Genomic DNA, 15,838 nt, shown 5'->3' on the forward strand with positions numbered 1-15,838 from the left:
GATAATGTTATTAGCATGCCGTATGCACTATCGGCATGGCTATATTAGGGGTATTTAGACTAAAGTTTAACGCTCGGCATCCTTCGTTGAAATAGCGTTATATGGCTTTTTAAGTGTTTGAAGTGTATGCATTTTTCGTTGAGGGGGTGGTTTGCAACTATAGGATTTGAAAAGACTTTTCGGGGTTTTGATGTTGGCGGTGATTGCGCTGGCGGGGAGCAAGTCGCTATGCTGAGCGACCATTTTCTTGCGGCAGTGAATCGGGGGAACACCCAGTTATAGGCGGGTAGAGGTTTTTGTGTGAAAAGAAAAACCGTCTATTAAATCATAATAACGCTGCTAATAAAATACCTTTGACTAGAGGCACGCCCATGAATAAAGGTCTTCACCAGCCCGGCGAGTTTCGCGATAACTGTGGCTTTGGCCTTATTGCCCATATGGAAGGGCAGGCCAGTCACGATTTGCTGAAAACCGCTATCGAATCACTCACCTGTATGACGCATCGGGGCGGGATTGCCGCTGACGGTAAAACCGGTGATGGCTGTGGGTTGCTGCTTAAAATGCCGACCCGTTTTATGCGCGAAGCCGCACAAGACGCGCTGGAGATTACGCTGGGCGACCAGTTCGCCGTGGGCGTTGTTTTTCTACCCAACGATGATGCCCGTGCCGAGGCTGCGCGCGAGACGTTTGCGCGCGAATTGGGTGCTCGTGGCCTAAATGTCGTCGGCTGGCGCGTTGTGCCCACTGATTCAAGCGTTTGTGGCCCCATGGCGCTTGACTGCCTGCCGCGTATCGAGCAGGTCTTTATCGAGCCCGGTGAGAGCGAGCAGTTCACTGTTGATCTGTTTATGGCGCGCCGTTATACCGAGCAGGCTTTACGGGCCGAAGAAGACTTTTATGTCGCATCGCTCTCCTCTGACGTGGTGTCGTATAAAGGCCTAGTCATGCCGGAAGATCTTCCGGCGTTTTATAAAGACTTAAACGACCCGCGTCTGGAAACCGCTATCTGTGTTTTCCACCAGCGCTTTTCAACCAATACGGCGCCGCGCTGGCCGCTGGCACAGCCGTTTCGACTGTTGGCGCACAACGGTGAAATCAATACGATCGAGGCTAACCGCGGTTGGGCGAACTCACGCAAGGCCAACTTCGTTAACGAGCGACTGCCCGATATCGCACAGCTGGATGAAATCGTTAACACCACGGGTTCCGACTCTTCCAGCATGGACAATATGCTGGAAGTACTTCTGACGGGAGGGATGGAGCTGCACCGTGCGGTGCGCATGATGGTGCCGCCTGCCTGGCAGAACGTTGAAACCATGGATGCTGAGCTGCGCGCCTTCTACGAGTACAACTCCATGCACATGGAGCCGTGGGATGGCCCGGCAGGTGTGGTCATGACTGATGGCCGCCAAGCCGTGTGTATGCTGGACCGTAACGGCTTGCGTCCCGCTCGTTGGGTCATCACCAAAAACGGCTATATCACCCTGGCATCTGAGATTGGTACTTACGGTTACAAGCCTGAGGACGTGGTCGCCAAAGGCCGTGTAGGCCCGGGTCAAATGCTGGCGGTGGATACCCAAACCGGCGAAGTACTGCATACCCAGGATATTGATGATCGCCTGAAGTCTGCCTATCCCTATAAGCGCTGGCTCAAGCAGGAAGCCAACTATCTGGAATCCGCACTCACCGAACTTGCACGCTTTCAGACCATGGGTGCTGATGCGCTGAACGTGCACCAGAAGATGTTCCAGGTGACGTTTGAAGAGCGTGACCAGGTGCTGCGCCCGCTGGCTGAAAGTGGCCAGGAGGCCGTGGGTTCCATGGGTGATGACACACCCATGGCGGTGCTTTCTAGCCGTCCGCGTCTGTTAACCGACTTCTTCCGCCAGAAGTTTGCTCAGGTAACCAACCCGCCGATTGATCCGCTGCGTGAAGCGATCGTGATGTCGCTGGAAACCTGCTGCGGAGCGGAACTCAACGTTTTCAAGGCAACGCCTGAGCACGCGCATCGGTTAATCCTGACCACGCCGGTACTGTCACCGCGTAAATTTACCGCACTGGTTAGCCAGGAAGACCCCGCCTTTGCAAGCCACACGCTGTCAATGGGCTACGATCCTGAACAGCAGAGCTTAAAACAGGCGCTTAATACGCTTTGTCAAGAGGCCGAAGCCCAAGTGAAAGCGGGCAAGGTGATCTTGGTGCTTACCGATGCGGAGCTGCCCAAGGGCATTATTCCTATTCAGGCACCACTCGCTGTTGGCGCGGTGCATACGCATCTGGGCCGCCTGGCATTACGTCCCAACGCCAATATTATCGTTGAGACTGGCTACGCTCGTGACGCCCACCAGATGGCCGTGCTGTTTGGTATCGGTGCGACCGCCGTGTATCCGTGGCTTGCCTATCAGATTATGGCCGATATGCACCGTACGGGTGAGCTTACCGGCAACCCGGCCGACGACCGTGAGAACTATCGCAAAGGCTTGCAAAAAGGCCTGTTCAAGATTCTCTCTAAAATGGGTATCTCGACGCTGGCCTCCTATCGTGGCTCCATGCTGTTTGAAGCCGTAGGGCTTTCTGATGAGGTGATGGATACCTGCTTTGCAGGCATGGCATCGCGCATTCAGGGCGCGGGTTTCACCGAGCTGCAAATGCAGCAGGAACTGTTGGCCAAGGATGCCTGGATTACCCGTAAAGGTATCTCCCAAGGCGGTATGTTCAAGTATGTGCATGGTCATGAGTATCATGCGTATAACCCTGATGTGGTGAAGTCGCTTCAGGCTGCCGTGCAGGAGGGCAGCTACGCCAAGTGGAAGGCGTTTGCTCAGCTGGTTAATGAGCGCCCTGTTGCCACTATTCGTGATTTGCTGACGCTAAAGCCTGCCGCGACGCCGTTGCCGCTTGAAGACGTCGAGCCGGTTGAAGCGCTGTTGCCGCGCTTTGATAGTGCCGGGATGTCGCTGGGAGCGCTCTCTCCTGAAGCGCACGAGGCGCTGGCCCAGGCAATGAACGAGGCGGGCGGGCGCTCCAACTCGGGTGAGGGCGGCGAAGACCCGGCCCGTTACGGGACGATCCGCAGCTCTAAAATCAAGCAGATTGCCTCGGGGCGCTTTGGGGTAACGCCTGCTTACCTGGTCAATGCAGAAGTGCTACAGATTAAAGTCGCCCAGGGCGCGAAGCCGGGCGAAGGTGGCCAGCTACCTGGCGGCAAGGTCAACCAACTTATTGCGCGTCTGCGCCACGCGGTGCCTGGTGTCACGCTGATTTCACCGCCGCCGCATCACGATATTTACTCGATTGAAGACCTCGCGCAGCTGATCTTTGATCTTAAGCAGATCAATCCGGATGCGCAGGTGTCGGTCAAGCTGGTATCTGAGCCGGGGATTGGCACCATCGCCACCGGCGTTGCCAAGGCTTACGCCGATCTGATCACGGTGTCGGGTTACGACGGAGGCACCGCAGCAAGCCCGCTGACCTCTATCAAGCATGCGGGCTCCCCTTGGGAGCTGGGCCTGCCTGAGGTGCATCAGGCACTGCGTATCAACGGCCTGCGCGACAAAATTCGCCTGCAAACCGACGGCGGCCTCAAAACCGGTCTGGACGTCATTAAGGCGGCCATTCTGGGGGCGGAAAGCTTTGGTTTTGGTACCGCACCGATGGTGGCGCTGGGCTGTAAGTTCCTGCGTATTTGCCACTTGAACAACTGCGCCACCGGGGTCGCTACTCAGGACGACTTCCTGCGCGGCGAGCATTTCCGCGGCACGGTGGATATGGTCAAAAACTACTTCCGCTTTATCGCTGAAGAAGTGCGTGAGCTGATGGCCATACTGGGCGTGCGCCAACTGACCGACCTGATCGGGCGTACTGACCTGCTGGAAGTGCTTGAAGGCAACACGGCAAGCCAGCGCAAGCTCGATCTGATGCCGTTATTGGCCAATGACTTTGTACCCGCCGAAGCGCCTCAGTTCTGTACGGTGAGCCGTAACGTGCCGCACGACCCGGGGGCCAAAAACCAGGAAGTGTTGGCGGCGCTGAAAGACGCTATTGAGCATCAAACCGGCGGTGAGTTCAGCTTTACGATCACCAACTGCGACCGCAGCGTTGGCGCACTTTCCTCCGGCGCTATCGCCAAGCGTTATGGGGAAGAGGGGGTGGAAAACGCGCCCGTTACTGCACGCTTTACCGGTGTGGCAGGGCAGAGCTTCGGCGTCTGGAATGCCCGAGGCCTGAACCTGTACCTGGAAGGCGATGCCAACGACTACGTGGGTAAGGGCATGAACGGCGGCAAGATCGTCATCGTGCCACCCTGGGTCAGCCAGTTCGAAAGCTATAAAACCGCGATTATCGGTAACACCTGCCTGTATGGCGCAACCGGCGGCACGTTGATGGCTGCGGGCACCGCTGGCGAGCGTTTCGCGGTGCGTAACTCCGGCGCCACGGCGGTGATTGAGGGCGCAGGCGACCACTGCTGCGAATACATGACCGGCGGCCTGGTGTGCGTGCTGGGTGAGACGGGCGTTAACTTTGGCGCAGGCATGACCGGTGGGTTCGCTTACGTGCTGGATGAAGACCGTACCTTCGTGGACAAGTACAACCACGAGCTGGTCGAAATTCATCGCGTCAGCACCGAAGCCATGGAGGCCTATCGTCGCCACCTTCGCGAGCTGATTAGCACCTACGTCGAGGAGACGGGTTCTAGCCGTGGGGCAGCGATTTTAGAAGACTTTAGCGACTACTTGCGTCACTTCTGGCTGGTGAAGCCAAAAGCGGCGAGCCTGGGTAGCCTGCTGGATCAATCTCGGCGTCAGCCGCAATAAACCGCCTGTGTCTACGCTTCGAGGAGAAATATCATGGCTAACCGTTTAAACAACGATTTCCAGTTTGTTGATGTGGGTCGTCAGGACCCACAGAAAAAAGCCGCCCATACGCGTGCCAAAGAGTTCGCCGAGATTTACGAGCCGTTCAAACCCACGGATGCGGCAAGCCAGGCGCACCGCTGTCTGCACTGCGGCAACCCGTACTGCGAGTGGAAATGCCCGGTTCACAACTATATTCCCAACTGGCTGCAGTTGGTGGTGGAAGGCAACATCATTGAAGCTGCGGAGCTGTCGCACAAGACCAACTCGTTGCCGGAAGTGTGTGGCCGCGTCTGCCCGCAAGACCGGCTGTGTGAAGGCGACTGTACGCTTAACGACGGCTTTGGTGCGGTCACCATCGGCTCGGTTGAGAAGTACATTACCGATACCGCGTTTGCCATGGGCTGGCGCCCGGACATGTCCAAGGTCGTGTGGACAGATAAAAAAGTCGCCATTGTAGGCGCAGGCCCTGCCGGGCTTGGTTGCGCCGATATTCTGGCGCGCAACGGCGTCAAACCTGTGGTGTTTGATAAGTACCCGGAAATCGGTGGCCTGCTAACTTTCGGCATTCCTGAGTTCAAGCTTGAAAAGAACGTCATGGAGCGTCGCCGGGCGGTGTTCGAGGAAATGGGCATTGAGTTTCGTCTGAACACTGAAATCGGCACGGATATCGAGTTCGACACGCTGCTTCAGGAGTACGACGCGGTTTTCCTGGGTATGGGAACCTATAAGTACATGGAAGGCGGCTTCCCCGGTGAAGACCTGCCCGGCGTGTACAAGGCGCTCGATTTTCTGATCGCCAACGTCAACCGCTGCCTTGGGTTTGAAAAAGATCCCAGCGATTACATCTCAATGGAAGGCAAGCGCGTTGTGGTGCTTGGCGGTGGTGACACCGCCATGGATTGTAACCGCACCTCTATTCGTCAGGGCGCTGAGAGCGTTACTTGTGCTTATCGCCGTGATGAAGAGAACATGCCCGGTTCACGCCGTGAGGTGACCAACGCACGTGAAGAGGGCGTCGAGTTTCTGTTCAACCGCCAGCCTGTGGCGGTGGTGGGCGAAGATAAGGTCGAAGGCGTCAAAGTGGTGCGCACTCGCTTGGGCGAGCCTGATGAAAATGGCCGTCGCCGTCCTGAGGTGGTGCCGGGTTCTGAAGAGACTATTGTCGCCGATGCCGTGGTCGTGGCATTTGGTTTTCAGGCAAGCCCTGCGCCCTGGTTTGAAGGTTCGCGGATTGATCTGAATGAGCGTGACCTGGTGAAAGCCCCCGAGCACGGTCAGTACGCGTTCCAAACCAGCAATGAAAAAATCTTTGCCGGTGGCGATATGGTGCGCGGCTCCGACCTGGTCGTGACCGCTATCTATGAAGGGCGCCAAGCGGCAGAAGGCATCATGAACTACCTGGGCGTTTAAGCGATGAGCAGGCCGTGCTGCTACGGCCTGCTCATGGTGGATGGAAGCAGGCTTCAGCCAGCGATTGTTGAATGTGGCGCCGCGACTAAGGGAAGGCTTGTCGCCTTCCATCGGCAATATGCCGAATCGCCCAATAAATTGGGCTCCCACAATGGTGATGGTGGCGTAATGGCTGTGGGAGCAGGCTTCAGCCAGCGATTGTTGGAGGCGATGCCCAAAACGGAAGCTATGGCTTATCCGATATTGATAGTTCAAATTGAGCCTTGGGGCGTAGTCTGCTATTCTGTCGTCCCATCCTGGTGTGGCTTTCTGTTACGCCTTTTGATCACGTTTCGACAGGTTTTCCATGACACGATATATCTTCGTGACCGGCGGCGTTGTGTCCTCTCTTGGCAAGGGCATCGCGTCGGCCTCGCTGGCGGCGATTTTAGAGGCCCGCGGCCTTAAGGTCACCATGCTCAAGCTCGACCCGTACATCAACGTGGACCCGGGCACCATGAGCCCGTTCCAGCACGGCGAGGTGTTCGTCACTGAGGATGGCGCCGAAACCGATCTGGACCTTGGCCACTACGAACGCTTTATTCGTACCAAGATGACCCAGCGTAATAATTTCACCACTGGCCGTGTTTACGAGCACGTGCTGCGCAAAGAGCGCCGTGGTGATTACCTGGGCGGCACGGTGCAGGTAATTCCGCACATCACTGATGAAATCAAGCAGCGCGTTTATGCCGGCGGCGAAGGCTTTGACGTGGCGCTGGTGGAAATTGGTGGCACGGTCGGCGATATCGAATCGCTGCCGTTTTTGGAATCCATCCGTCAGATTCGCAGCGAGCTGGGCGCTAACCGCGCGCTGTTCATGCATTTGACCTTGGTGCCCTATATCAAGACAGCCGGTGAGACGAAAACCAAGCCGACTCAGCACAGCGTTAAAGAGCTGCGCTCTATCGGTATCCAGCCGGATATTCTGATTTGCCGTAGCGAAGTTGAGCTTGAAGAGAGCGAGCGTCGCAAAATCGCGTCGTTCACCAACGTTGAAGAGCGTGCGGTCGTTCCGCTTCAGGATGCCGATACGATCTATCGCATTCCGTTGATGCTCCACGAGCACGGCCTGGACGATATCGTGTGCGACAAGCTGCGTCTGGAAGCCGAGCCTGCTGATCTTTCCGAGTGGGTAAAAGTGCTGGATGCCAAGCTGAACCCGCTGAAGTCGGTCAGCATCGCCATGGTCGGTAAGTACATGGAACTGCTGGATGCGTACAAGTCGCTTAATGAAGCACTGATCCACGCTGGTATTCAAGGGCGCATCAAGGTCAACGTCGACTACATCGACGCTGAAGACATCGAGCGCCACGGCACGGAGCGTCTGGCAGGTAAAGATGCGATTCTGGTACCTGGCGGCTTTGGTGAGCGCGGCGTGGAAGGCAAAATTCTGACCGCCCAGTTTGCGCGTGAAAATAACGTGCCTTATCTGGGCATCTGCTTAGGTATGCAGGTAGCGGTGATTGAGTTTGCGCGTAACGTGGCGGGTTGGAAAGATGCCAACTCCACCGAGTTTACCCACGATACTCAGCACCCGGTGGTCGGCCTGATTACTGAATGGCTGAACGCTGAAGGTAAAATCGAGCTGCGTGATGCGGCGTCCGATTTGGGCGGCACCATGCGCCTGGGCGGCCAGGTATGCCACCTGACCTCGGGCAGTAAAGCACGCGAAGCCTACGGCTCTGATGAGATTGTCGAGCGCCACCGTCACCGCTTTGAGGTCAATAACCAGTTTATTGATGAGCTGGAAAAAACCGGCCTGGTGATTTCGGGTAAAAGTGTCGATCAGTCGCTGGTCGAAATGGTTGAGCTTGCGGATCACCCCTGGTACGTGGCGTGTCAGTTCCATCCGGAGTTTACCTCCACTCCGCGTGACGGGCATCCGCTCTTCTCGGGTTTTGTGAACGCAGCGCTTGAGTACAAAACAGCGCGGACCAGAACTCACACGACACCTCAGGAATAAGGGGGAAGCCAATGTCTTCTCAAGCACCTTTCCAAGAGCGTCATATCAACATTGCCGGCCTAACCGCCGGCAATTCTTTGCCTCTCATGTTGCTGGGAGGCATGAATGTGCTGGAGTCGGCAGAACTTGCCGATGAAGTCGCCCAAGCCTACGTTAGCGTGACGCAAAAGCTCGGCATGCCTTATGTATTTAAGGCAAGCTTTGACAAAGCCAATCGCAGCTCGATTCATTCGTACCGTGGTCCAGGTATCGAGAAAGGCTTGCAGATACTCGCTGACATTAAGTCGCGTTACGGCGTGCCGATCATCACCGATGTCCACGAACCCTGGCAGGCGGCCCAAGCGGCAGAAGTGGCGGATATTATTCAGCTGCCTGCTTTCCTGGCACGTCAGACGGATCTCGTGGTAGCGATGGCTAAAACCGGTGCGGCGATCAATATCAAAAAGCCGCAGTTTCTGGCGCCTCATGAAATGCGCCATATCCTCAGCAAGTTTCAGGAAGCCGGTAATGATCGCCTGATGCTGTGCGAGCGCGGTTCAAGCTTTGGCTATAACAACCTGATTGTCGATATGCTCGGGTTTGGCGATATGAAGCAGACCGGCTACCCAGTGTTCTTCGATGTTACCCATGCGCTGCAACGCCCCGGCGGGCGTGCTGATAGTGCGGATGGGCGGCGTGCCCAGGTCGCCGAGCTTGCCCGTGCAGGCGTTGGCGTCGGGCTTGCGGGGCTGTTTTTAGAAGCGCATCCTGATCCGGATAACGCCAAGTGCGATGGTCCCTGTGCGTTGCCGCTTGACCAGCTTGAGCCATTTTTAACGCAGCTATCTCAGCTTGATTCATTGGTGAAAAATTTTGCGCCGTTGACCATTCGCTGATCGCGGCCATCATGCGATACATAACCTTCTAATAGACCGCCAACCAAGGAGACTGTCATGACCAAAATTGTAGATATCAGTGCACTGGAAGTACTCGATTCACGCGGTAACCCGACGGTGCTAGCGCGTGTGCGCCTTGAAAGTGGGGCAACGGGCGAAGCCTGCGCACCCAGCGGTGCTTCGACCGGTTCGCGTGAAGCGCTTGAGCTACGTGACGGTGACAAAGCACGCTATCTCGGCAAAGGTGTACTGACAGCTGTCGATGCGGTCAATGGCAAAATCCGTGAGGCGCTGCTTGGTATGGACGCGCGCGATCAGCGTGGTCTGGACGATGCCATGCTGGCGCTGGATGGCACTGACAACAAAGCCACTCTGGGTGCGAATGCAATTCTCGCGGTATCGCTGGCGGCCGCTAAAGCCGCGGCTAACGCCAAGGGCGTGCCGCTTTATGCACACATTGCCGAGCTTTACGGTCAGCCAGGTCAGTACAGCATGCCCGTGCCGATGATGAACATCATCAACGGCGGCGAGCATGCGGATAACAACGTGGATATTCAGGAGTTTATGGTGCAGCCGGTCGGCGCCAAAAACTTCCGTGAAGGCCTGCGTATGGGCGCTGAAATTTTCCACGCGCTGAAGAAGGTACTGTCTGCCAAAGGCCTGTCTACCTCTGTGGGCGATGAGGGTGGCTTTGCCCCTGACTTGGCGTCCAATGCGGATGCCTTGGCTGTTATCAAGCAGGCGGTGGCGGATGCTGGTTATTCGCTAGGCAGTGATGTCACGCTGGCACTCGACTGCGCGTCGTCTGAGTTCTACAAGGATGGCCAGTACAATCTTTCCGGTGAAGGTAAAAGCTACGATGCACAAGGCTTTACTGACTACCTGGCGGGCTTGTGCGAGGACTATCCGATTGTCTCTATTGAAGACGGTATGGATGAGTCGGATTGGGATGGCTGGAAAGCCCTCACCGACAAGCTGGGCGATAAAGTGCAGCTGGTGGGCGACGATCTGTTCGTTACCAATACCAAAATTCTTAAGCGCGGTATCGACGAGCAGATTGGTAACTCGATTTTGATCAAGTTTAACCAAATCGGTTCGCTGTCTGAAACGCTGGACGCCATCAAGATGGCTCAGGATGCAGGCTTTACTGCGGTTATTTCGCACCGCTCTGGTGAAACAGAAGACACCACCATTGCTGATTTAGCGGTGGGCACCTGTGCAGGCCAGATTAAAACCGGCTCCTTATGCCGCTCTGACCGGGTTGCCAAATATAACCGCTTGTTGGTGATTGAGTCAGAACTTGGCGATGTCGCTTATCCCGGCTTGAAGGCTATCAAGGGCCAATAACGGGATTTGTTAGCTGTCTTGTAAGAAATGTCTCAAGATTTTGTAAGACATGTCCTACAAAAACCGACGAAAATCGCTCGACGTGGGTAGGAAAAGTAGAAAATTTTCGTCTAATTTAAGTTTATCTAATTGATTTTAAGTTGTTTTTTATTGAAGGGCAGGCCACTTAGGCTTGCCCTTTTTGTTATAGGCCGCCTTGAGATGACGTTGTTATCTGCCACAATGCATTCAGGATAGGGGAGGCAGGGATGCTTTAGACAGAATGCAACGCAATGGGGTGTAAACAGGCCCACCGAATGACACACTGAGGTGAATTTCGGTAGGGAAGTGGCCTGAGGAAGTTGACACATGGAGCGGTCAGAGGAAGTGTTTGGAGCGGGCGACCTAAGGGTCGCCTTTTTTTGTGCTTACGTTTTATACCTACGTACGTTGAATACCTGGCAAGAGGGTTGTTCCCGGTGTTTATTACAACCGGCCGACGCAACCAGCCAAATGATTCCTAGGTTATAAGTAAAATCCATTTTTATTCTTCTTCGCTATTACTTACCATGGCCCGCAGAATTAGCAGGCTATGCTTCTGCTGCTGCGCTTGTCACACGGTACATCGTTGATGTGCCGTTTTTTGTTATTCAGGAGGTGCGTTACATGCATGGGTTGATTGCGATCAACGTGTTGGTCTTTATACTGGCGATTGCACTGCTGGCGCGCTGGCAGCGGCGTGGTGCCAGCCTGTCTCGCGTGGTACTTGCAGGCCTGGTCGTTGGGGTAGTGCTTGGCGCGCTATTGCAATGGGGATACGCCGGTTCAGAGGTGCTTGAGGGCACCATCGACTGGGTAAACCTGGTGGGCGGTGGCTATGTCCAACTGTTAAAAATGATCATTATGCCGTTGGTGCTGGTGACCATTTTATCTGCTGTTACGCGCTTACATGATGCCAGTGCGCTGGGCAAGATTAGCCTGGGGGTACTTGGTATGCTCATGCTGACAACGGCGATTTCTGCCGTTATCGGCATTAGCATGACCCAGCTGTTTGGATTGTCTGCCGAGGGGCTGGTACAAGGCGCTCGCGAGCTGGAGCGCGGCCAGGCGATTGTCGAGCGTAGTGTTCAGGTGGCAGATCTGACCATCCCACAGCTTCTGCTCTCGTTTATTCCCAGCAATCCGTTTCAGGATTTAGCGGGCGCACGACCCACCTCCATTATCAGTGTGGTGATCTTTGCGACGTTTCTCGGCTTGGCCGCTCTGGGCATCAAGCGTGAAAATGCAGTGATTGGCGACAAGCTTATCGAAGGCATCGATATTGTGCAGAAGTGGATCATGCGTTTGGTGCGCATGGTGATCCGCCTTACGCCCTACGGGGTACTGGCGTTAATGGCCAAAGTGGTTTCTACGTCGAATCTCAACGATATCTTTAATCTGCTCGGATTCGTCGTTGCCTCCTACGTTGGCTTGGCACTTATTCTGGTCATGCATGCGCTATTTTTGATGGGCGTTGGGGTTAACCCCAAACGCTATTTTCAGAAGGTCTGGCCGGTACTCACCTTTGCCTTTACCTCACGTTCAAGCGCGGCCACGATTCCTTTGAATATCGAGGCGCAGGTAGACCGCATTGGCGTACCCCCTGCGATTGCCAACTTTTCCGCCTCCTTCGGAGCGACCATCGGCCAAAACGGCTGCGCGGGGCTTTATCCGGCCATGCTGGCCATGATGATTGCGCCCACGGTGGGGATTGATCCGTTTTCACTGGAGTTTCTGGCAACGCTGGTACTGGTCGTGACGCTGGCCTCTTTCGGCATTGCCGGTGTTGGCGGCGGGGCAACCTTTGCCGCGATCATCGTGCTCTCAACGCTTGACCTACCGATTGCTTTGGCGGGGCTTCTCATCTCGATTGAGCCGTTGATTGATATGGGCCGTACCGCCATCAACGTCAATGGTTCAATGACGGCGGGTACGGTGACCAGTCGTTTGCTCAAGCAGCACGACGCGGCTATTTTTGCTTCCAACGATGACCAGTTGGACGAGCCGAAAGCAGCGTAATCCAACCGGCAAGTTAAGCAAACTATAAAAAGCCGCCTTTCGGGTGGCTTTTTGCGTTTGTCGAGTGCGTTATCCTTGAAGAGACGGGGCAAGCAGATATAAAAAAACCAGCGCGGACGCTGGTTTTTAAGCCGATGGCTAACGACACGGTACAAAAAGCGTGCTGTGTTATCGCTCCAGCTTGTCGATCTTGCCGCTCTTGCCATCCCACTCTTCGGCATCCGGCAAGGCATCTTTCTTTTCAGCTATGTTGGGCCACACTTCAGCCAACTCAGCGTTGATCTCGATAAACGGTTCTTGCCCATCCGGCAGCTCATCCTCTGAGAAGATGGCTTCGGCCGGGCACTCAGGCTCGCATAGCGCACAATCAATGCACTCATCCGGGTGGATCACCAGGAAGTTGGGGCCTTCATAAAAGCAATCGACCGGGCAAACTTCTACACAGTCGGTGTATTTGCATTGGATGCAGTTTTCGGTAACGACAAACGTCATCGCGCTATCCCTCTTGCGGGACCGGGGGAGGTCCCGGTCATAGGTCAATCATGAATGGTTATAAAACGGCTGTTTCTTATAAGCTAAAAAGTATGGGCGACATTCTAGTGGCGCCCATACCTCACGGCAAGCACTTGGCTATCTTCTCTTGCACCGGTTACAACAAATCTCGCCATTGATAGACCAACGCCAGCGCCTCGCGGGGCGATAAATCATCAATGTCGGCACGCTCCAGTGCTTCTAAAACTGGATGTGGCGCACTGGCAAAGAGATCGTTTTGCTGGGGTGACGGGCTATTGGCAGGGGCCTGTTGTGCCGGGCCTGGGCGCGCCTGATGGGTGTCTACATCGCGCTGTTCCAGGGCAATCAACTTTTCACGGGCGCGCTTGATAACGTGGCTTGGAACACCAGCTAGTTGGGCGACCTGTAAGCCGTAGCTTTGGCTGGCCGGGCCTGCCTCAATGCGATGCATAAACACAATGCTATCGCCATGCTCTGTAGCGGTTAAATGAATATTTTCCACGCCTTCGGCCTGCTCGGGAAGGGCGGTCATTTCAAAGTAGTGTGTAGCAAAGAGCGTCAGTGCCTGCGCCTGCGCCAGGTGCTCAGCGCTTGCCCAGGCCAGGGAAAGTCCGTCGAAAGTACTGGTGCCCCGGCCGATTTCATCCATCAGCACCAGGCTGTGCTCTGTGGCATTGTGCAGGATATTAGCCGTTTCGGTCATCTCGACCATAAAGGTGGAGCGCCCACCGGCAAGGTCATCCGAGGAGCCTATGCGGGTGAATATCCGGTCGACAGGACCAACCTCAGCCGCATCGGCAGGCACAAAGCTACCGCTATGGGCTAGCAGCGCGATCAAGGCGGTCTGGCGCATATAGGTCGATTTACCGCCCATATTGGGGCCGGTAATAATCAGCATGTGACGATCAGGCGAAAGTACAACGTCATTGGGCACAAACGGCTTGTCGCTGACTTGTTCTACCACTGGGTGGCGGCCAGCGGTAATGCTAATGCCGGTCGCGTCGCTCAGGGTCGGGCGCACCCAGTTAAGCGCATCGGCACGTTCGGCAAATGCACACAGTACATCAAGTTCGGCAAGCGCCCGGGAAGTGCTTTGTAGCGCCATGAGATGTTCGTTGAGTTCGCTTAGCAGGCGCTCATACAGCCACTTTTCACGGGTCAGTGCGCGTGACTTGGCGGAAAGCGCTTTGTCCTCAAACTCCTTGAGCTCGGGGATAATAAACCGCTCAGCATTTTTCAGCGTTTGGCGGCGGATGTAATCAGCCGGTGCTTGCTGGGCCTGGGAGCGGGGTAGCTCTATAAAGTAGCCGTGCACCCGGTTGTAACCCACCTTGAGGTTGGCAAGGCCAGTACGCTCACGCTCACGTAGCTCCAGTTGAACCAGGTAACTGCCAGAGTTTTCGGCCATACCGCGATGTTCGTCAAGCTCGGCATCATAGCCATCGGCAATCACACCGCCATCGCGGATCACCACCGGCGGGTTCTCGATCAACGCCCGGCTCAGCTGGTCGGCGATATCCGGATACGGGCGAATATGCGGACGCAAATTATCCAGCGTACTGCCGCTTTCTACGCCACCTAACTGCTGCTCAAGTGCTGGCAACGTATTAAGGGCGTCTCTTAAGCGGGCCAGGTCGCGTGGGCGGGCGCTATAGAGCGCGACGCGGGCCAAAATACGCTCTACATCACCCACATCATTGAGTGTGTCGCGTAGCGTCATGTATGCCGCGTCGAGGCTTAAAAGTGCCACCCCCGCTTGGCGGCCCTGCACGGTTTCACGCTGGCGTAGGGGGCGATTCAACCAGCGCTTTAAAAGCCGCGACCCCATGGCGGTGGTGCAGGTGTCCAGTACGCTGGCAAGCGTGTTGTCCGTGCTACCGCCAAGGTTGATATCGATTTCTAAATTACGTCGGCTGGCAGCATCAATGACCACCGCATCATCACGGTTTTCAACGCTGAGTGCCGTTACGTGGGGCAAGCGCGAGCGCTGGGTATCTCGGGCATAGTCAATCAGTACCCCGGCGGCCACCAAAGCGGTGGTAAGGTGGGCGCAGCCAAACCCACGCAGGTCCTGAACTTCAAATTGGTCGCACAGGCTGCGATTGGCGCTTTCCAAATCAAACAGCCACTCGCCCTGGCGACGCAAGCTGCGCTTCTGCGACCACACGTCGGGCAGCGTCAGGCTCTCAGGCACCAGTAGTTCGGCAGGTGAAAGGCGGGTCAGCTCGGCAAGCATTTCGGCTTCGCTCTCGACTTCCAGCACGCTAAAACGCCCGCTGGATAGCTCAAGCCACGCAAGCCCCCAGCGGTCGCTGCCGGGTGCCAACGCGACCAGCACGTTGTCGCGCCGGGCATCCAGGAGCGCCTCATCATGCAGTGTGCCGGGTGTTACGATGCGCACGACTTGCCGTTCAACCGGACCCTTGCTGGTTGCCGGGTCACCAATTTGCTCGCAAATGGCCACGGATTCACCGGTAGCCACCAAGCGGGCCAGGTAGCCTTCGGCGCTATGATAAGGAACGCCCGCCATCGGAATGGGTTTGCCTCCCGATTGGCCACGCTGAGTAAGCGTGATATCCAACAGCGCAGCCGCGCGCTTGGCATCATCAAAAAACAGCTCGTAGAAGTCCCCCATCCGGTAGAACAGAAGGACGTCAGGGTGTTCGCGTTTGATCTTTAAATACTGCGTGATCATGGGCGTATTGGGGGGGATGGCCTGTGACATGGGCGTCCTGATTGAGCGTGGCGTAAGCGCATTTCGCTTACGGCATGTTCATTAAATAAAAGCGTTAAATACG

Annotated in this window: 8 protein-coding genes; 6 read left to right on the forward strand and 2 right to left on the reverse strand. The window is 55.8% G+C overall.

The annotated features are described in order from the left end of the window. Window positions 1-371: 371 nt before the first annotated feature. From gltB to FKN99_RS15225, 6 genes are all read left to right on the forward strand, one after another. Complete coding sequence (gene gltB, locus FKN99_RS15200) at window positions 372-4,814, forward strand: glutamate synthase large subunit (RefSeq protein ID WP_172118669.1); 4,443 nt, start codon at window positions 372-374, stop codon at window positions 4,812-4,814. A 33-nt stretch (window positions 4,815-4,847) separates the two neighbouring features. After that, on the forward strand, window positions 4,848-6,266 hold the full coding sequence (locus FKN99_RS15205) for an FAD-dependent oxidoreductase (protein ID WP_172118670.1): 1,419 nt from the start codon (window positions 4,848-4,850) through the stop codon (window positions 6,264-6,266). A 346-nt stretch (window positions 6,267-6,612) separates the two neighbouring features. Beyond that, the gene (locus tag FKN99_RS15210) at window positions 6,613-8,268 is read left to right on the forward strand and encodes a CTP synthase (protein ID WP_172118671.1); all 1,656 of its coding nucleotides are present in this window, start codon (window positions 6,613-6,615) and stop codon (window positions 8,266-8,268) included. A gap of 11 nt (window positions 8,269-8,279) precedes the next feature. After that, complete coding sequence (kdsA, locus tag FKN99_RS15215; protein ID WP_087107934.1) at window positions 8,280-9,143, forward strand: 3-deoxy-8-phosphooctulonate synthase; 864 nt, start codon at window positions 8,280-8,282, stop codon at window positions 9,141-9,143. Between the two features lie 57 nt (window positions 9,144-9,200). Continuing rightward, on the forward strand, window positions 9,201-10,490 hold the full coding sequence (gene eno, locus FKN99_RS15220) for a phosphopyruvate hydratase (protein WP_087107936.1): 1,290 nt from the start codon (window positions 9,201-9,203) through the stop codon (window positions 10,488-10,490). 645 nt (window positions 10,491-11,135) lie between these two features. Then, window positions 11,136-12,527, forward strand: a complete 1,392-nt coding sequence (locus FKN99_RS15225; protein ID WP_172118672.1) for an L-cystine transporter — start codon at window positions 11,136-11,138, stop codon at window positions 12,525-12,527. Window positions 12,528-12,695: 168 nt separating this feature from the next. Here the strand turns inward: FKN99_RS15225 and fdxA are convergent, their stop codons facing one another. Then, window positions 12,696-13,019 carry a ferredoxin FdxA gene (gene fdxA, locus FKN99_RS15230; protein WP_087107940.1) on the reverse strand — a complete coding sequence of 108 codons (324 nt, stop codon included), beginning with the start codon at window positions 13,017-13,019 and terminating at the stop codon, window positions 12,696-12,698. A gap of 157 nt (window positions 13,020-13,176) precedes the next feature. Beyond that, window positions 13,177-15,765: a DNA mismatch repair protein MutS gene (mutS, locus tag FKN99_RS15235; RefSeq protein ID WP_172118673.1), complete on the reverse strand. Its 2,589-nt coding sequence runs from the start codon at window positions 15,763-15,765 to the stop codon at window positions 13,177-13,179. Between the last annotated feature and the right edge of the window lie 73 nt (window positions 15,766-15,838).

Origin of the sequence: Halomonas hibernica (genome assembly GCF_013183775.1) — a bacterium.
Lineage (GTDB): Bacteria > Pseudomonadota > Gammaproteobacteria > Pseudomonadales > Halomonadaceae > Vreelandella > Vreelandella citrativorans.